This window comes from Salisediminibacterium beveridgei (genome assembly GCF_001721685.1).
Classification (GTDB): Bacteria; Bacillota; Bacilli; order Bacillales; family Salisediminibacteriaceae; genus Salisediminibacterium; species Salisediminibacterium beveridgei.
The window spans coordinates 3,062,969-3,081,153 of the sequence record NZ_CP012502.1; the positions used below are offsets into that span (position 1 = coordinate 3,062,969).

Genomic DNA, 18,185 nt, shown 5'->3' on the forward strand with positions numbered 1-18,185 from the left:
ATACATAAAATAAGAAGATCGATTAAACGAAAAAGGAGACCGGGCAGTTGAAAATACGAGAAGTCGAAGTAACCGATACTGAAAAACTGGCCTTCCTCACTCAAAAAGTCGATGAAAGTTCACAGTATATGCTCTGGGAAGCTGGGGAAAGACAGATCAAAAATGAAAATCAATTAAAGATGATTTCAAGCATGAAAGAGGCTGGAAACTCTACTCTACTTGTTGCTGAAGAAGATGATGACCTCTTTGGGTACTTACTGGCAATTGGCGGGAAGGCAAGGCGAAATAGACATTCTGCTTACGTTGTCGTTGGTGTTTTGAAAGGGTTTAGAGGAAAAGGAATTGGAACGAAGCTATTTGAACAGTTGGAGAAGTGGGCTTTATCCAATCATATTAGCCGGTTGGAACTGACTGTCGTCACTAAGAATGAAGAAGGCTTACGTTTATATAAGAAATCAGGATTTGACATTGAAGGTACAAAAAGAAATTCCTTGAGAATAAATGGTGACTTTGTTGATGAATATTATATGTCTAAACTCTTATGATTTTGCTTATTCAATTTCCAAGGAGGGCAGCGTTGGTGGTGACTCTGGAGGGACGAGCGAAATCCTCAGAACGCGTCCACCAAAAGCGAACCGAAAGTATTCTTTCAGAAGTATTCTTTCAAATGAAAAGATGACTGAAAGAAAGTCCAGTGATCTTAAACCATAAAGTGCAATCCACAGGCTCTCTCCCATCCATGTCTGTTATACTGATGCTACCTATGCATTATGCCGGAAAGGAAGCCAATTGACTATGGATGCCTATCAGAAAAAAATCGTAACCGCCCTCTTAATCGCCACATTTTTAGCCGCCATCGAAGTCACGGTCATCAGTACCGCCATGCCGAGCATAACCCGGGACCTCGGCGGGATGGACATGATCAGCTGGGTCTTTGCAGCTTACCTGTTAACCTACGCCGTCATGACACCGATCTTCGGGAAGCTGGCGGACCTGTTTGGAAGAAAACGGATTTTCATCGTCGGAGTCACGATCTTTCTGATCGGTTCTGCCATGTGCGGTTTTTCCCAATCCATGGAACAGCTCATCTTTTTCCGCGGGATTCAGGGCATTGGTGCCGGTGCTTTGACACCGATGACCTTTACCATTGTCGGCGATATTTTCAAATATGAACAGCGGGCCAAAGCCCAGGCGATTATCGGTTCCATCTGGGGCGTCGCTGGGATCTTCGGTCCGGTCGTCGGGGGATTCTTTGTCGATTTCTTAACGTGGCACTGGATCTTCTTTATCAATATCCCTTTTGGTCTCGTCGCGATGTATCTATTGGGACGAAACCTGAAAGAAAACATTGAGAAGAAAAAACGATCCATTGATTATCTCGGTGCACTTACATTCATGATCGGAACCGGGGCCCTTTTGTATGCTTTATTATCCGGAGGCACTGAAATCCAGTGGACGGATCCGTTGATGGCTGTTCTGCTTGGTATTGCCGCAGTCTTTATTGGTCTCTTCATTCGCATTCAGCTTCGTTTCAGTGAACCGATGGTGCCACTTCATCTTTTAAAAAATAAGCATCTGTTAACGGCCAACCTGGCGAGCCTGATGCTCGGAATGATCCTGATCGGCTTAACCGCCTACTTACCTCTCTGGGTCCAGGGCGTTCTGGGTCTTGCAGCGATCTATTCCGGATTAACCTTGATTCCTATGTCTCTCGGCTGGCCGCTGGCCGCTTTTTGGAGCAGCCGCCTCCTCCAGCAATTCGGAGCCAAACCGGTCTGTATTACCGGAACCGGTTTAATCGCCCTCAGTTCACTGGCACTGACCTTCATCTCACAAACGACACCGAACTGGGTACTGATTGTCATCATGTTCTTCAACGGGATGGGTTTCGGCTTTGCTATGACGATGTTCACCGTCATCGTGCAATCATCCGTCGGCTGGAAGAACCGCGGAGCGGCCTCATCTTCCAATGCCTTTCTGCGAACACTTGGGCAGACGCTGGGGATCACCGTTCTCGGTGCCGTGTTAAACCAATTCATTGCCGGATACGGCAATGACGAAACAGAAGCCCCGACGGCGTTGCTCGCGTCAGGGCTCTCCACGGTATTTCTCTTATTATTCGTGATGGCAACCATCGCTTTCCTTATTACATTCCGGTTGCCGAAAGAAGAACCGGAACATGCCAGAAGCGACTGATCCCGCCCCGTCTGATCAGAGGCGAAGCTTGTTCAGATCGAATGCCGGTACAAGTCCTTCTTTCGCGGCACGGCCAAGCAGGGAGTCCACTGCTTTAAAACCGATGTCACCCAGATCCAGGGAGAACTCGTTGACATACAGATCAATGTGCTGCTTTTGCACGTCCTCGGACATTTCCTGGGCGTGGGCCATGACGTAGGCCGCTGAAGCGTCCGGGTTGTCAAAGGCGTATTTGACTGATGCCCGGATCCAGCCGGTCCACTGCCGGGGATCCACCTGACCCCGCCGGGCAATGATGGCGCCAAGTGGAATCGGTGCTCCTGTGTCCTGTTCCCACCAATCGCCCAGATCCTGCAGCTGATGAAGACCGTATTCAGGATACGTGAAGCGCGCCTCGTGAATCACAAGCCCCGCATCCACCTGTCCGTCCCGCACAGCGGGCATGATCTCGTGAAAGGGTAAAATCACAATCTTCCCCACACCCTCAGGCAGCTTTTGGGAAAGCCAGAGCCGAAACAGCATATACGCTGTGGAACGGTCACTCGGCACCGCCACCGTCTTCCCCTTCAAAAACGAAGCATCCTCCGTTTCATCCCGGGTCAACACAAGCGGGCCAACACCTCTTCCAAGCGCTCCCCCGCAAGGGATCAACTGATAATCATCCACTACATAAGGGAGTGCTGCAAAAGAAATCTTCATAATCTCCGGACCCGTTCTGTCCTGCGCCCAGTAGTTTGTCTTGTCAATGTCCGCATACGTTACATCCATGTCAGGTGCCCCTGCAATCAGTCCGTGGGTCAATGCGTGAAAAATAAACGTATCGTTTGGACACGGTGAAAAAGCGATCTGTTGCATGATTATGTCATCTCCTTTAAGTGTGCTGCGACGGTTGTCAAAGCGGCAAGTGCATCATCCAGACGCCACTCATCCCGCTTCCGTGGACCGACAGGATTTGAAATCGCACGGATTTCAATGGAAGGAAGCCCTGCGGCCTCAGCTGCCGATAACACTGCAAAACCTTCCATCCCTTCGGCAAAGACATCCGGAACGCGTTGGATCGTCTCGTCCAGACGTGCTTTTGTCCCTGTCACCATCGATTGAGTGACAATGATACCTGTATGGTGGTCCATAGAGAGTGATTCATCGATTTGACGAAATAACGCCACATCTGCATCCCGCTTCGAAACGGTAAACCCGAGAGTTTCAATGCGCTCAAATGAACCGTCTGCCTGTTCAAAACCGAGATCCGCCTGCACGGATGCTGAGCCGAGAACCACTTCCCCTATCTTCGCTTTGCCGGGAATGCCTCCTGCGACACCGAGATTCAATACCGCATCATAGCCAGACTCTTCTGAGAGCTCCATCGTTGTCCGGATCGCTGCTTGAACGGGACCAACGCCACAAAGAGCCGTATGAAACCGGGGGTCACCGTTCAATCCAAGCCTGACAGCCTCCAGTTCTTTTTCTACTGATGTGACAATCAAAATCTTCTTCATCCTTTGCCTCCATTACCGGGAAATCCGTTCCCTCAGTGCGTCATACCAGTCTTCTGTCACAGCCGTGTCTTCATGATTCAACCAGACAATCTCATCTTCCAGTTCAATACGTAAAAACGGTGCCTCAGACAAGTCTAAAAACAGCAGCACCGGGCCGTCTTGATCAAGGCGGAACCGGCCCTTCAAATTCCCTGCAATCGATAAGCCATTGGTCCGAAGGGTAATTTCCTGCATCCCGTCTTCAAGCGTGACCTTCTGGATATCTGCATACCCCCATTGGTCACCATACAATCCGGTAATTTCAAAACCTTCTTCACCCGTCTGGAGCTCGTGACCGGACAAACCTGCCACAGCTGCGAATCCAAGAACACCGAGTGTGAAGACAACCGTCACGTGCATCACGATCTTGTTTCGCTTTCTTGTACGCTCGGGTTCTCTGGCAATACCCCGGTAAGCTGTCCCAAAAAGAACGAGGACAAACAGCAGCCACGAGAACAGGTTGATGTTCATGAATCCGGACAGTCCTGCCAGAAAACCAAAAAGGAGCACGGCGCCTGAAACGATCAGACCGCGCCCCGTTACTGTCATATAGCCGGCATCCAACATGGCCTGTTGCTCCTCCTTATCCCTTGAGGAAAAGCCGGAGACAAAACTGTACCTTTTCTTATACAAGATCAGATACCCAAACAAAAACATCAAGCCCGCAATCAACAGCGAGATGATCTGATACATTACCATAATTTTTCCTCATCTCCCTGATACATCCGGAACATCCGGCTGTATTCATCCGCCAGTTCCCTGCGAAGGGACACGGGTGAGAGTACTTCCGCATCCGGACCGAATGAACGGACCCAGCGAAGGAATTCCTGCCGGCTTCCGACGGTTACTTTCAGTGTCAATGTCCCGTCTTCTTCATTGAATTTCTTTGTCTCCACGTAGAACTCTTCCTCGTCCACATACTTTGCTGCTTCCGGTGAGAAACGAACCACGATTTCAAAAGGATCTTCCTCCTCCATGATCGACCAGCGCTGTTTCAAAAACGTATCGATGGAGAATGCTTTCGGGATGGCGAACCCGACATCCGTCACCTTTGCCTCCTCAAACCGGTTCAGTCGGAATACCCGGATGCCTTGACGCATCCTGCAGTAGGCGACGAGATACAGATGCCCTTCCCGTGGCACGAGATAATACGGTTCGAGGCGCCGTTCGGACCATTCCGAGCGGTGCATCGCATAGTACCGGACGTCCACGCACAGGTTCTCACTCATCGCTTGAATCAGGGCGGGCATGATCCGTGCCTGCACCGCGTCTTCCGTTCTTGCATGCAGACGGATCCGCTCGGCGATGGCCGGATTCGGCGTTTCACCGGTGGCCATACGCATCACTTTTTCCAACCCCGTCCGGTAGGAACGGTGAAACGGATGCTCCTTTGACGTAATCCCCGTAGAGAGCAGCGGATACAACGTCAAGGAAAGCCACTCATCCTTTGTGAGTTTGCTTTTCACCTGCATGTTCGGAATCAAAAGCCGGTAGCCTTCCCTGCCCTGGGCCTGAATTTCATGACCCTGCGTCTGGAGAAATTGAATATCCCGGTAGATCGTCCGCTTCGTCGTCTGACAATGATCCGCGAGGTCGTTCGCTGTCACCGTGTCGTGGTTTGACAAGTGGTGCATGATGTAAAAGAGTCGCTCGGACTTATTGAACGTGGCTTCTGTCATCGTACATATCCCCTTTTCCGTTCATTCGTCTGCCGACTCCATTTTACCACAATCATACAGATTACCGGGTTTGAATTTCTCTAGGCAAACAATACCAGTCCGAAAAAGATTCCGTAAGACGCCACAATCGCAGCGATGCTGACCCGGAGGATCAACCGGACCGTTTTCGGCTGCAGTGGACCCTGGTATTTCGCCATCCAGCCGCTTTTTTTCTGTTTATTGCGGTAGAGGACTGTGACAAGTCCAAGCACGCCTAACGCCTGTAAGAGGAAAAACCATGTCCGAAGCATTTCACTATCTCCGAAGACGGCGTCTGTGCCTCCGAAGAAATCAATGATCAATGAATTAATAATGGAATACCCGACCAGCGCAAAAAATAAGATGAAAATGATTCTGATGACCTCAAAGATAAACGTTACTGTATCCTTCACTGTTCTTCCTGCCTTTCGATGCGGGTGATCTCGTTATATCCTGAGAGCACAACTCTGTCCGGCGCCTGGATCCACAAGATTGGTTTTGCCGAGGATGCTGTTAAGCCTCCTCCACTGAACATGCCATAATCGGCAGCTTCTGTTGTAAACTGCTTCACAGCAAACATCGGCTCGATGGATGACATTTCCAAAGGCCGGTCTTCAAACACGGTCCAGAGGCTGTTCGTTACCAGTTCAAGGGATCCTTCTGGAAGCAAATCCGTGACCACCCGTTCATTAAACTCACTATGAGGATACACGAAGATGACCGAGATGTCATCTCCATAATCGGGATCAATGTCCAAAACGACATGGGTCTGCGGGGCATAATCCGTACCGTTCCTGATTTCAAGCTCTTCTGAAAACGCACTCCGCGCAAAGGTCCCCTCCATCGTCCTGTATTCATTTAGAAGACGTTCCCTGTCACCTGCCTCAATCAGGGACAACGCCTCTTCTTCATGCGCTTCGATCATGCCGCTTTCAGACACCTGACGTTCCAAGGCTTTGTCACTTTCCAACGTAAGGGCAAACGGCACTGTCATTGCCAATGCGATCAGGAAAACACCGAACGTTTTAAGTGGCAGATTTTTCGATATCTTCATAAGCTTTACGAAGACCGATTTATAGATCAAATAAATTGCCAGACCAATGACCAGAAATATCAGCAGCTGGTAAAGAACGATTGTCGTCATCGAATCACCTCCATTCTTCGAAGTAACAGGAATCCGGCTCCATAGGATAACAGAAACACTGCCAGCACTTTCAATAGAAAGGTCGGCAGAAACGTTTCCTCAGTAAACCAGAGAAAAAAGGCGCCTGTCAGTTCATTCACCGGCGTGAAGATCAGAATGGCAATGGCCGCAACCGTTCCGATTCTGACAAAGACATGCTGCTGGAAAAGCATCCAGATCAGATAGGCAATGCCCCCCACCAAAAGCAGGTAAAACCATGTGGCCGCAAGACCGATGACGTAATCACCCAGGGACAAATTCGTAACGAGTACCGTTCCTTCAGTCTGTAAAATGAGTCGCGTCACAAGTGCGTGCGGGAACATGAGCAGCATGGCAGTCAATGCACCTAATCCGCTGTAAACCAAAAGCATGATGCCGTTTGCCGTGGCTTCCGTATCTCTAGTTGCCGGAAAACTGAAGAGATTCTTCTGTTCCCGCTTCAGGGTCATACCACCGCTGACGACCATCATCCAAATCAAGGAGAAAATGAAAATTAGACTTGGCGTATATTGTTCAAACCGATATTCAAATAGACCCGTTCCTCCAAAATGACCGGACGTCGCATTCAGAGAAAAGATAAATCCCAACCCCTGCAAAAACATCAGCTGCCAGAGGACATAACCGCTCGAAGCCAGTTTCAGTTTCACGAGATGTAAGGTCATCTCGCCTCTACTCACGCTTTCCGTAGACATCATCAACCACTCCCTTCCGGCTTTTCGTCAGCGCACGGCAGACTTCCGTCGCTGACACATGCCCGACCTTCAGGCCTCTGTCTACCATGGGTTCCGGGATGGTTCTCAAATCCCGTTTCAAAACGGCACGCTTCAGATTCGGTCCTACCGCCTCTTCACTCAGGACGGTTGAATCCGCTGTGGCTTCGTCCACTTCCACTGCCGGACCCGTAAAGGAAAAACTGTATTCCTCCAGATCCGGAATCGTTTCATGAAGAAAAATCGAACCGTTCTCAATCAGAATCACGGCTTCCAACAGGTCTTCCAGTTCTTCAATATGGTGACTCGAGACAAGCATGATCCTGGGTTCATCCAGATAGTCCTTTAAGAGCGCCCGGTAAAAATCCCGTCTCGTTTCCTCATCCATTCCTGTCGTTGGTTCATCAAAGAGCGTTATCGGTGTTCGTGCCGCCAGGCCGAAAATCGCATTGAACAGACTTTTCTTTCCCTTTGATAACGCGTCATGTTTCGCTTTCGGATCAAATTCGAAAAAAGCAAAAAGACCTTCCGCAATTTCCTCATTCCAGTTCGGGTACATCGAAGCGCCAAACGACAGGATCGTTCCCAGATCAAGCCCCTCGGGAAAGGTCATGCCATCGTCAATCAGTGAAACGTTTGTTGCTGTTGCTATGTTATTAAACGGCATCTCGCCATTTACCATCAACGTCCCTTTCGACGGCTTCAGAAAGCCTGCGATCATATGTAATAAAGTTGTCTTTCCTGCACCGTTACGTCCGACGAGCCCGGTAATGGACGGGCCTTCAAGTAACAGGTTCGTATTTTTGATCGCGACCTGTTGTTTACCAAAGCGCTTATAGACCTGGTCCAGTTCAATCTTCATCGCCTGATTCCTCCTTTTGCATCTGCCGGATCAATGCCAGCATCTCGTCTTCGGTCATCTTGACATGCTTTGCTTCCTGCACATAGGTCCTGGCAAGCGTTCTGACTTTCGTCGCCCGCCGTTTTTGACGGATGACGTCTTCCGCTCCTCCAACCACAAACATCCCGAGACCCCGTTTCTTATAAAGAATGCCTTCATCCGCCAGAATGGATAACCCTTTGGCTGCAGTAGCAGGATTAATGGTGTACATGTCTGCCAGCTGATACTGGGAATAGACCTTGTCCCCGTCCCTGAAATGACCGTTCAGTATTTCAGTCTCCAGCCACTCCGCCAGCTGCCTGTAAATCGGTTTTGTATCATCCGGTTGAAACATCGCTTCACCACCCTGACCCAGTGCATTACTGGAGTAATGTACTAACGATATTATCTTATTCCCTTAATTTTGTCAATAAGCCGTTATGGACGACTTTGCCTCCCATTATCCGGTATACTGAATGCAGAAAGGGGATGAACTGATGATCAAACAATTGAAGCACTGGCTGTTCAAACTGTCAGCTAACCGATCCATTACGAAACGCGACCGCACCAACGCCTTTGTCCGGCTGGAAAAACCGATGTCAGAATGGAACGTTGCATTCCTGACGACTGCAGGTGTCCACCTGAAAACGCAGGATGGCTTCGACGTCGATGCCGGCGATCCATCTGTCCGAATGATTCCATCCTCCTCATCGCATGACGACTTAATGATCACCCATACCCATTACGATACGGAAGAAGCGGACAAGGATGTGGGCTGTGTTTTTCCATTGGCGACACTGAACACCCTCGCTTCAGAGGGGTTGATTGGCTCTTTAGCTGAAACCTGTTACGGCATGATGGGTTATATCCCTGAAACAGACCGGCTGGAAACCGAAAGCATTCCGCCGATCCTGAAACAGTTGAAGAAGGAGAAAGTCGATGTGCTCCTGCTCTCTCCCGGCTGATATATCTGCCATCAATCCGTGGGATTGATCCAGCAAGCCGCAGAAGAAGCCGGGATCGCTACCGCTTCACTAACACAAATTCCGGAGCTGACGGAAAAAGTCACCGTCCCAAGAGCGCTTCACATCAAATTCCCATTGGGGCGCACGTTTGGGCAGTCCGGCAGAACCGATCTGCAGCGAAAAATTATGATTGACCTGCTTGAAGCAGTGCAGAACCGTAAACCTGAAGATGAAAAAATTCAAAAGCTTCCATACAGATGGCGTCGTGATTGATGACGCCATCTCCCGGAAAAAACGGAAAGGAAACGGACATGATGAAACAACGGCTCTCACTGATCGCGATTATCCTGCTCGCTGCAGGACTGATCTGGTTCTCCAGATCCTATTTGGATGTCAGACCTGAAGAAATGAGGAATTGGATTTTAGGCTTTGGGGTCTGGGCACCGCTCTTGTTCGTTATCCTCTACGCACTCAGACCGGTCATCTTTTTCCCCGCCTCGGTGATGAGTCTCGCCGGCGGCCTGGCATTCGGCGCATTGTGGGGTACCGTCATTATCGTTATCGGGGCCACCCTCTCCGCCGCTCTTGCCTTTCTGATTGGCGGAAAGCTCGGAGACCGGTTTATGAAAATCAGAGAAGGAAGCCGCACAGAAACCATCCGTAAACAGATGGAGCAAAACGGCTTCGTCTACGTCCTGATCTTCCGTTTTATTCCGGTGATTAATTTTGATGCCATCAGCTATCTGGCATCTGTCGCCGGCGTCACTTTCAGAGCGTTCATGACCGCTACATTCATCGGGATTATACCCGGCACCTTCGCCTATGCCTTTCTCGGAGCAAGTTTCGTCACCTTGAATCCCTGGCAGATCGCAGGTGCCATCGCGATCTTCCTGGTGTTTATGATCGTCCCGATTGTGCTGAGAAAACGGTTAGCCGGCAAGATCGGACTGGAAGAGAAAAAGGAGGAATTACATGAAAAAGTATGATGTGATTGTGATTGGCGGAGGTTCCGGAGGACTGACCGTTGCTGCAGGGGCCGCCTCCTTTGGTGCAAAAGTCGCCTTGATTGAACGAAAAGCATTGGGGGGAGACTGTCTGAACGTCGGGTGTGTACCATCCAAAGCCCTGATCGCCGCCGCAGGAAAAGTCCACAAAGCACGACAATCCGAAGCGTTCGGTTTGAACGTCAGTGGCAAGGTGGACCTTAAAGCCGTCATGGCCGATGTCCACGCTGCCATATCGGACATAAAAGGACACGACAGCAAAGAACGCTTTGTGGAGATGGGCGTGGACGTCTTCGACGGTGCAGCTTCTTTTTTAGAGTCCGACGTGGTCGCAATCGAAGGATTCGGTTCGATCAGGGGAGAAAAGATTGTCATTTCCACCGGATCCAGTCCTGTGGTACCTCCAATCAACGGCCTGAATGAAGCCGATCCACTGACCAACGAAAGCGTCTTTCAACTCGAAGACCTGCCGGACAAACTTGCCGTCATCGGTGCCGGTGCCATCGGGTCGGAACTGGCTCAGGCCTTCGCGAGGCTGGGCAGTGACGTCACTTTGATCGACATGGCGGATACCCCCCTTTTCCGTGAAGATTTTGACATTCGCGAAGCCATCCAACATGCGCTTGAAGAGGAACTGACCTTTATCGGCGGTGCCACCTTGAAGAAAATTGATAACGGAAAAAAAGGCGGCCACAAGCTCAACCTCGAAAAAGACGGCCAGGAGCTGGAGGTTAAGGCGGACCGGATTCTCGTCGCGGTCGGCCGAAAGCCGAATACGGCCTCCCTGAACCTGAACTTCGCCGGGATTGAAGTGGATGATAAAGGAGCTGTGATTGTCGATAAAAACCTTCGGACAACGGCGAAAAACGTCTATGCCGTCGGTGACGTGAACGGCGGTCTGCAGTTTACCCACGTTGCCGGAGTGGAAGGCAAGCACGTCGTCCAGGAGCTCATCACCGGTCTTCATTCAGCTGTCTCCTACCAGGCTGTACCCTGGGTGACATTTACTGATCCGGAAGTGTTTCACCTTGGTAAAACCGAAAAAGAACTTCGCAGTGAAGGGGCGGACTACCGGGTCTTGAAACAGGAACTGAGTCAGACGGATCGGTTTATTGCAGAAAGGGCCACAACCGGTTTTGTGAAGCTTTTGACTGACAAGAACGGCCGTCTTCTCGGTGCCCATGCCATCGGATACGGGGCGGGCGATTTCATGCAGGAAGCCGTCGGCATCATGAGCCGTAAGGAGCCGGCCCATTCCATCTCGAACGTTGTCCATCCTTATCCGACGCATACTGAAGCGTTAAAAGGCGCATCGGATCAGTATTGGCGAAGCCTGATGGCCAATGGAATCGTCCCTTACGCCGCTGAAAAATGGATGAAACTGAAACGAAAACGGTAATAAAAAAGTCGGCTTGTCGCAAGCAAATCGCGACAAGTCTAAGTTGCACCTGTACTTCATTCTTCCAGTAATCGTAAACAACCAGACAAAGATGAAAAAGCACCCTTGGAACAGGATCCACTATCCTGTACCAAGGGTGCTCTGCTTTCATATTTTATTATTGATTGTGCGGGGAATCCGCATCAGGTTCTATGAATTCAATCCGGTTCCCGTCAGGATCCAACGTCCAGCACTGCCAGTTTTTCCCGAGTCCCCGCTTGGGCTGTACGGTTAAGTTGACACCCTTTGCTTCAAGATCCTTGGCTGTTTTCTCCACACTGTCCACTATGAAACAGAAGTGATGCAGCCCAATGGCTTTTTCCGGTTCATCGGGTTTATTTTCCCCGCCGTGAAACAGTTCAATATATTCTTTCGGGGCAATCTTCACATATTCAATCCAGGGGTTACCGTCTTGATCTTTCACATCGAAGGCATGCTCAAACCCCAGTTTGTCACAGTAAAACGCGAGACTCTCTTCCATATTGTTCACCGTCATGGCTACATGAGCCAATCCCTTAATCATGTCAGTTCCTCCTCTTCCATATCAACATCAGCCGATCCGGACCAGGGTCCGCCCCTGAGCTTTTCCTTCGAGAAGCCGGTTCATCACTCTTGGAAGCTCTTCCATAGCCACTTCTTCTTCAAGCATGTTATTCAGATGCTCCGGATACAGATCCGTCGCTGTCCGTTGCCAGATCTGCTCCCGGACGTTCATCGGACAAAAGCCTGAATCCACACCGAGAAGGGCTACACCCCTTAATATGAACGGCATGACGCTCGTAGAGAATTCAATCCCTGCAGTCAGTCCGCTGAGGGCAACTGCCCCGTTTTGTTTCACAGCAGGTAAAATCGCCGCAAGCGGTGCGCCGCCGGTGGCATCCACCACGCCAGCCCACATCATTTTTTTCAGATGTGCCGGTTTTTCCGGAATCAGTGTATCCCGGTGAATAACATCATCAGCACCCAGTTCCCGGAGATAGGGTTCACTTTCCAGTTTGCCGGTGCTTGCCGTCACCGTAAATCCTTTTCGCTTCAGCATTCCGATCGCCATACTGCCGACACCACCTGTGGCTCCGGTAACAAGAATCGGGCCATCGTCAGGTGTGACACCGACTTGTTCCATACGATGTATGGAAAGCGCTGCAGTAAAGCCGGCCGTTCCAATGAGCATGGCTTCTCTTGCGGTCAGTCCTTCCGGCATCGGTACCACCCAGTCTGCCGGGACCCGGGCCAGTTCACTATAGCCGCCGTCATGGCCGACACCCAGCGTGTAACTGGTGCAGATCACCTGATCTCCTTTATCAAAACGCCTGTCATCGGATGCCACCACGGTTCCGGCGAGATCTATACCCGGTATTGCCGGATATTCACTGACGACTCTTGATTTCGGGTGCAGCGCCAGAGCGTCTTTGTAATTCACGTCTGAATACGCGACGCGGATCAGCACTTCTCCTGCAGGAAGTTCTCCGGTTGCTCGCTCCTCCAAATCGCCGGTGCCGTCCCCTTTTGCCACAAATGCTTTAAATCGTTGTTCTGTCATTGGTTGAAGTCCCCTTTCCACCAGTTGTTTTCTATTCCTTATTCCCGTTCCCTTGCGTACTTCATTTAAATCCTTTAAACTACGATCGTTAAGCAACATGAAAGCAGGGATAACCATGTGGGAAATTCTGAACATCATCGGAACCATCGCGTTTGCGTTAAGCGGTGTACTCGTCGCGATGGAAGAGCGATATGATTTAATGGGTGTTTACATATTGGGCTTTATCACAGCGTTTGGTGGCGGTGCGATCCGGAATCTTCTGATCGGTGTTCCTGTTACGGAACTTTGGGACCAGGGGCCGCTGTTTATCACCGCAGTTCTCGTGATGACGGCCGCTTTCTTATTTCCAGGGATCTTAAAGTGGACGCTTTTGAAACGGGGCGTTTTTTTTGATGCCATCGGGCTCGGAACCTTCTCTGCCCAGGGAGCTCTTTTCGCTGCCTCCATGGGGCTCCCCCTCAGCGCAGCCATTGCTGCCGCCGCCTTAACCGGAACCGGTGGTGGGATGGTGCGGGATGTATTGGCCGGCAGGAAGCCCTTGTTCCTGCAAAAGGAAATTTACATTGCCTGGACGTTGATCCCGGGCGTTCTGATCGGCTCGGGTTTTGTCACCAGTGACATCGGTGCGTTTATCATTGTCGTATCGGTCGTCCTGCTCCGGCTCGCTTCGGTCGTATGGCAGTGGCATTTGCCGCAGAGACGGCTCCCAGTCGATGAAAAAACCCGGGAACCTGACGATTGAACGATAGAGAAAACTCTCTATTTACCATCAAAAAGAACGGCCCGCGGGCCGTTCTTTTGTGTACGTTATTGCAGTTTTATACATATCTCAATTGCAGTTTGGCAGGATCGACATTTCTGATTGTTTCATGAAAGGTGTAATCCAGACGTTCCGACGACTCCCTTAAAATGAGGGAAATCTTCCTGAATGCTTCCACATCAAACAGCCTGTAGATTTCCTCCAGACGATCCCATTGTGATGATTTGGCCAATGGAAAAGCTGTACAGTCCAGTTCAACCTGATACTCTTCTGGTGAAATCATCTGAACCTGTTTTCGATAAGACGCCATCAGTTCTTGCCAGTCATCGTCTTCAAATATCCCTTCGAGTTTGATGTTCAATCGTTTGTCGTATGGGTTTTGCTGAATGTAGTGTCTCCCCATGTTGTATGCACTCCTTATGGGATATGACCTGTACCCACATAATAACATCTTAATTATAACCATTTCAATCCAATCGATCCAGATTTGATAATTTAACACATATTTCACATATTATAAATCCCTTTGATCCGGGTCTTCAAGTCCATCAATCAGGTTCTCGGCCATCCGCCTGTAGAGATTGCTCTGATTGATGCAACTGAGAATCATCAGCACTTGTTGAACATCACCGTCGGCTTGCATCTCTTCGGCATGCCCCTTCACACGCTCCCATTCCGACTCAAAATCAGCCATAAACCGGATTGCATTATCATCAGCTATCGCCAGATAATGATGATAAATATCTCCTAGAGGAAGTTCCTTTCGCTGCTCGGTCACTGCATATAACGCTGCTTTTATGTCGTTCATGGACAGCACACCTTTCAGCTCATAAATCAGTGCAATGAGCATGATGTGTTCTTTTGTATACCGTTTGTTATGTATCGGAAATAACAACCCGCCTTTTGCATAGTTGTTGATCATGGTTTTCGTCATGATTTTATCCCCGTCATGCCGCTTCGTGTCACCAAATACCTGCTCAAATAACTGTATGACCTGGTCCATATACAAATCAATCTGTGGAATATCCTCCTGACGGATCATTCTACCAAGATTGTTATGATTCGCTTCAGTCATGTCGATCACCTCACACCCATTATAAATGTCATGACTTCTTCTGTAAACATTGACTACTTATCGCACTTCATATATCATTATACATAGTTATCAATACTACATAACGTAATTAAGAGGAGCGATTATACGATGAACACTTTTATCCGTGAACCGATTAACAGCCTCACACACTGGTTTGGCGCACTTTTATCCATCATAGGCTTGACCGCGATGCTGATCAGGGCATCTGAATCCGGGTTTACCACTCTGGAGATCACTGCTGTACTCATTTTCGGAATCAGCCTGATTCTCCTGTATACGGCATCCGCCACCTATCACATGATCCAGGCAAAAGACTCGGTGATTGCCTTTTTCCGTCGGCTGGATCACTCGATGATCTACATTCTGATCGCTGGTACATATACCCCTTTTTGTCTGATTGCTCTGCAGGGACCTGCGGGCTGGACACTCTTCTTCATCGTCACAGCCATGGCCATCGCCGGCGTGATCTTTAAGCTGGTCTGGTTTCATTCGCCGCGCTGGCTGTCTACCGGGATCTACATCGGCATGGGCTGGATGATCGTGTTCTTCATCGTACCGTTAACGTCGGTCCTGGATACCACCGGACTGATTCTCCTCGTTGCCGGAGGCGTATTGTATACCATCGGCGGTGTTCTGTATGCCATCAAGCCAAACTGGTCTCTTTTGAATGCCATCGGTTATCACGAGGTGTTTCATATCTTCATTCTGCTCGGGAGTCTCGCCCACTTCTTCAGCGTTTACTTTTTTGTAATCGGCTAACCCTAATGAAAGCCTTTGTTTCGCTTACACTTCAATCCTTTAGCGAACGTAAACATTCCGAATTAACAAAAAACCAGCACCGTCAGATCCTATCAGGGTGTGACGGTGCTGGTTTATATTGCAATGGTTTACTCATTAGTAGAAGCAGCTTCCAGACTTGCCATTGCCTGCTGAATCCGCTGGATGCCTTTTTCCACGGTCTCCCGGGGGCAGGCGACATTCATACGGACAAATCCTTCTCCGCCAGCGCCGAATGTGTGTCCCCAATTAAAACCGATTTTCCCCGCATTTATAAACAATTTTTCCAGTTCCTTGTCCGTAAGTCCCAGTTCCCGGCAGTCGAGCCACAACAGGTAGGTCGCTTCAAGCCTTGCCAGGTGAATAGGCAGCTCCAATCGCTCCAGCTCATCTGCCACAAAATCAGCATTGGCCTTGATATAGTCATTCAATTCGTTAAGCCAGTCTTCTCCGTGATCATACGCTGCTTTCATAGCGAGAATCCCCATCGTATTTAAGGTGAAATGCCCCTGTTGTTTATCAACGGCCCCCAGCTTCTTCCGGTGATCAGGGTTCGCAGCGATGACAAAAGATGCCTGCATCCCTGCAAGATTAAACGTTTTGCTCGGTGCAGACAAGGTAACCGTCTGGTGACTGATGTCTTCGGACAAAGACGCCATCGGGATATGCGAATAGCCTTCAAGGATCAGATCCGAATGGATTTCATCCGCCACTATGATCACCTTATGGGCCAGACAGATATCCGCCAGCTGTGTCAGTTCGTCTTTCGTCCAGACCCGGCCGACTGGATTATGTGGAGAACACAGGAAAAACAGCTTCACATCCGGTTTTGCCGCCGCCTCTTCAAAGGCGGTGAAATCGATGCAGTACCCTTCAGAAGTCTCTTCAAGCTGACAGTTCTCCACCTCACGCCCGTTTTCCTTGACCATCGAGAAAAATGGCGGATAAACAGGTGACTGGATCAACACCTTATCCCCCGGATCGGTGAAGGCCAGCACCGTTTTTCCAAGAGAAGGCACAACGCCTGTGCTGTAGCTGATCCATCCCCGTTCAACATCCCAGCCATGACGGTGCATCAACCAGTTCCTGACGGTGTCCGTGACATCGTCCGCCACGTATGTATAACCAAAAATTCCATGATCAAGACGCTCCTTCAGGGCATTCAGTACACCCTCCGGTGGTCTGAAGTCCATATCTGCCACCCACATCGGCAAAATTTGCTCCTTCGTATTGAATACTGCTTCTGTCCGGTCCCATTTCACAGAATAGGTCTCTTTCCGCTCAATTTTCTGATTGAAATCCATGCAATCACCTCTGTTTCATAGTATCTTCTTTCTCAGTATACGCCCCGGAAGACGTTCGGGCAACGAAACCGGTTGCCCCTTCGTGGTACACTTAAAAGAAAGCTATGTTAACGTCTGGTGTTGATTTCACTCTCTATCGGCGAAAGCCTGACGCGCACTTGCCACTGCTCCTGCGGTTATTCGTCGCATGAAGGTGCCTGAGCTTTCGACAGCTCATGATTCGCTGTGTCTCCATCGCCGCCTGTCGATCGCTACATGAATAAACAACATCGAGCTAAATACCAGCCAAAAAGAAAAAAGGATGAAACAGTTATGACTTTCGACTTATCAATCATACAATGGCTTTTGATCTTTTTTACGGCCTTGCTCATCGGCCTTGCCAAAACCGGCATCCCCGCTCTTGGCATTCTCGTTGTCACCATGATGGCAATGATATTCCCGGCCCGGGATTCCATTGGTATCGTGCTCCCGATGCTCATCATCGGTGATCTCGTTGCCGTTACTTATTACCGCCGTTCCGTGGAATGGAAGCTCCTCTGGCGACTCGTACCCTGGGTTTTAGGGGGAATCGTTCTCGGATTCCTATTACTTTTCACCGTCACGGACAGTCGTGCCATCGAAGTGATTCTGGGGATCATCATCAGCAGCATGGTCGTTTTGCAGATCAAAAAGGAATTTTCCTCCTCCAACAGTGACCAGAAGGTGCCGCGTTCACGATTTTTCTTGGTCTTTATGGGTACCCTTGGCGGGTTCACCACGATGATCGGCAATGCAGCAGGACCCGTTATGGCAATCTTTTTCATCGCGATGGCTCTGCCGAAAACCCAATTCATCGGGACAGGTGCCTGGTTTTACCTGACGGTGAACCTGATTAAAGTTCCTCTCTTGTTTTCACTTGGTCTCATTTCCGGGAACTCGTTGACACTGAATGCTATGATGCTTCCTGCCATTCTGATCGGGACCGCCATCGGTGTCCGGCTTGTACCTCTGATCCCCCAGCAGCGATTTAATCAGATTGTATTACTGTTGTCTTTCGCCGGTGCTCTTGCACTACTGATATGACAACGAGTATCAGTAAAAACAGGTCCTAAGACAGATCC

General features: G+C 49.7%; 22 protein-coding genes. 8 read left to right on the forward strand and 14 right to left on the reverse strand.

The window, feature by feature from the left end; genetic code table 11:
- Positions 1-47 precede the first annotated feature (47 nt).
- Together BBEV_RS14375 and BBEV_RS14380 are read left to right on the forward strand one after the other, a co-directional pair.
- Positions 48-545, forward strand: a complete 498-nt coding sequence (locus BBEV_RS14375; RefSeq protein ID WP_069366091.1) for a GNAT family N-acetyltransferase — start codon at positions 48-50, stop codon at positions 543-545.
- 250 nt (positions 546-795) lie between these two features.
- Entirely contained in the window at positions 796-2,196 is a 1,401-nt protein-coding gene (locus BBEV_RS14380) for an MDR family MFS transporter (protein ID WP_069366092.1), read from the forward strand.
- A 15-nt stretch (positions 2,197-2,211) separates the two neighbouring features.
- Here the strand turns inward: BBEV_RS14380 and BBEV_RS14385 are convergent, their stop codons facing one another.
- The 9 genes from BBEV_RS14385 to BBEV_RS14425 all read right to left on the reverse strand — a co-directional run bounded on the left by BBEV_RS14385 (position 2,212) and on the right by BBEV_RS14425 (position 8,556).
- Positions 2,212-3,051 carry a 1,4-dihydroxy-6-naphtoate synthase gene (locus BBEV_RS14385; RefSeq protein WP_069366093.1) on the reverse strand — a complete coding sequence of 280 codons (840 nt, stop codon included), beginning with the start codon at positions 3,049-3,051 and terminating at the stop codon, positions 2,212-2,214.
- 2 nt (positions 3,052-3,053) lie between these two features.
- Positions 3,054-3,692, reverse strand: coding sequence for a futalosine hydrolase (gene mqnB / locus BBEV_RS14390; protein ID WP_069366094.1), 639 nt, complete (start codon positions 3,690-3,692; stop codon positions 3,054-3,056).
- A gap of 12 nt (positions 3,693-3,704) precedes the next feature.
- Positions 3,705-4,430: a DUF3784 domain-containing protein gene (locus BBEV_RS14395; protein WP_069366095.1), complete on the reverse strand. Its 726-nt coding sequence runs from the start codon at positions 4,428-4,430 to the stop codon at positions 3,705-3,707.
- A complete protein-coding gene (locus BBEV_RS14400) occupies positions 4,424-5,410 on the reverse strand; it encodes a helix-turn-helix transcriptional regulator (RefSeq protein ID WP_069366096.1) in 987 nt (328 codons plus the stop codon). Before BBEV_RS14400 ends, BBEV_RS14395 begins: the two co-directional genes overlap by 7 nt.
- Before the next feature lie 80 nt (positions 5,411-5,490).
- A complete protein-coding gene (locus BBEV_RS14405) occupies positions 5,491-5,841 on the reverse strand; it encodes a hypothetical protein (protein ID WP_069366097.1) in 351 nt (116 codons plus the stop codon).
- Positions 5,838-6,572 (reverse strand): hypothetical protein, encoded by a 735-nt coding sequence (locus BBEV_RS14410; RefSeq protein WP_069366098.1) that lies wholly within the window; start codon positions 6,570-6,572, stop codon positions 5,838-5,840. The genes BBEV_RS14405 and BBEV_RS14410 overlap by 4 nt, the downstream gene beginning before the upstream one ends.
- A complete protein-coding gene (locus BBEV_RS14415) occupies positions 6,569-7,303 on the reverse strand; it encodes a hypothetical protein (protein WP_069366099.1) in 735 nt (244 codons plus the stop codon). The genes BBEV_RS14410 and BBEV_RS14415 overlap by 4 nt, the downstream gene beginning before the upstream one ends.
- On the reverse strand, positions 7,281-8,183 hold the full coding sequence (locus BBEV_RS14420) for an ATP-binding cassette domain-containing protein (protein ID WP_069366100.1): 903 nt from the start codon (positions 8,181-8,183) through the stop codon (positions 7,281-7,283). Before BBEV_RS14420 ends, BBEV_RS14415 begins: the two co-directional genes overlap by 23 nt.
- Positions 8,173-8,556 carry a GntR family transcriptional regulator gene (locus BBEV_RS14425; protein ID WP_069366101.1) on the reverse strand — a complete coding sequence of 128 codons (384 nt, stop codon included), beginning with the start codon at positions 8,554-8,556 and terminating at the stop codon, positions 8,173-8,175. Before BBEV_RS14425 ends, BBEV_RS14420 begins: the two co-directional genes overlap by 11 nt.
- Before the next feature lie 142 nt (positions 8,557-8,698).
- Between BBEV_RS14425 and BBEV_RS17925 the strand changes: the two genes are divergently transcribed.
- Genes BBEV_RS17925 through BBEV_RS14445 form a run of 3 tightly spaced genes read left to right on the forward strand, consistent with a single transcriptional unit; the run spans position 8,699 to position 11,569 of the window.
- Complete coding sequence (locus BBEV_RS17925; protein WP_267887770.1) at positions 8,699-9,439, forward strand: glycine/sarcosine/betaine reductase selenoprotein B family protein; 741 nt, start codon at positions 8,699-8,701, stop codon at positions 9,437-9,439.
- A gap of 41 nt (positions 9,440-9,480) precedes the next feature.
- On the forward strand, positions 9,481-10,152 hold the full coding sequence (locus tag BBEV_RS14440) for a TVP38/TMEM64 family protein (protein ID WP_084007493.1): 672 nt from the start codon (positions 9,481-9,483) through the stop codon (positions 10,150-10,152).
- Positions 10,139-11,569: a dihydrolipoyl dehydrogenase family protein gene (locus tag BBEV_RS14445; protein WP_069366104.1), complete on the forward strand. Its 1,431-nt coding sequence runs from the start codon at positions 10,139-10,141 to the stop codon at positions 11,567-11,569. The genes BBEV_RS14440 and BBEV_RS14445 overlap by 14 nt, the downstream gene beginning before the upstream one ends.
- A gap of 157 nt (positions 11,570-11,726) precedes the next feature.
- Here the strand turns inward: BBEV_RS14445 and BBEV_RS14450 are convergent, their stop codons facing one another.
- Both BBEV_RS14450 and BBEV_RS14455 read right to left on the reverse strand, forming a co-directional pair.
- A complete protein-coding gene (locus BBEV_RS14450; protein ID WP_069366105.1) occupies positions 11,727-12,131 on the reverse strand; it encodes a VOC family protein in 405 nt (134 codons plus the stop codon).
- A gap of 27 nt (positions 12,132-12,158) precedes the next feature.
- Positions 12,159-13,148, reverse strand: coding sequence for an oxidoreductase (locus BBEV_RS14455; RefSeq protein WP_069366106.1), 990 nt, complete (start codon positions 13,146-13,148; stop codon positions 12,159-12,161).
- A 115-nt stretch (positions 13,149-13,263) separates the two neighbouring features.
- Between BBEV_RS14455 and BBEV_RS14460 the strand changes: the two genes are divergently transcribed.
- The gene (locus tag BBEV_RS14460; protein ID WP_069366107.1) at positions 13,264-13,890 is read left to right on the forward strand and encodes a trimeric intracellular cation channel family protein; all 627 of its coding nucleotides are present in this window, start codon (positions 13,264-13,266) and stop codon (positions 13,888-13,890) included.
- A 76-nt stretch (positions 13,891-13,966) separates the two neighbouring features.
- Here the strand turns inward: BBEV_RS14460 and BBEV_RS14465 are convergent, their stop codons facing one another.
- Together BBEV_RS14465 and BBEV_RS14470 are read right to left on the reverse strand one after the other, a co-directional pair.
- Complete coding sequence (locus tag BBEV_RS14465; RefSeq protein WP_069366108.1) at positions 13,967-14,311, reverse strand: hypothetical protein; 345 nt, start codon at positions 14,309-14,311, stop codon at positions 13,967-13,969.
- A 111-nt stretch (positions 14,312-14,422) separates the two neighbouring features.
- A complete protein-coding gene (locus BBEV_RS14470) occupies positions 14,423-14,983 on the reverse strand; it encodes a DUF1836 domain-containing protein (protein WP_084007414.1) in 561 nt (186 codons plus the stop codon).
- Between the two features lie 129 nt (positions 14,984-15,112).
- On the opposite strand from BBEV_RS14470, the gene trhA reads away from it, so the two are divergent.
- Entirely contained in the window at positions 15,113-15,763 is a 651-nt protein-coding gene (trhA, locus tag BBEV_RS14475; protein ID WP_069366109.1) for a PAQR family membrane homeostasis protein TrhA, read from the forward strand.
- Positions 15,764-15,891: 128 nt separating this feature from the next.
- On the opposite strand, the gene BBEV_RS14480 is transcribed toward trhA, so the two are convergent.
- Complete coding sequence (locus tag BBEV_RS14480; RefSeq protein ID WP_069366110.1) at positions 15,892-17,085, reverse strand: MalY/PatB family protein; 1,194 nt, start codon at positions 17,083-17,085, stop codon at positions 15,892-15,894.
- Positions 17,086-17,397: 312 nt separating this feature from the next.
- Here BBEV_RS14480 and BBEV_RS14485 point away from each other — a divergent pair, with 312 nt between their 5' ends.
- Positions 17,398-18,147, forward strand: a complete 750-nt coding sequence (locus BBEV_RS14485; protein ID WP_069366111.1) for a sulfite exporter TauE/SafE family protein — start codon at positions 17,398-17,400, stop codon at positions 18,145-18,147.
- The last annotated feature ends 38 nt before the right edge of the window (positions 18,148-18,185 follow it).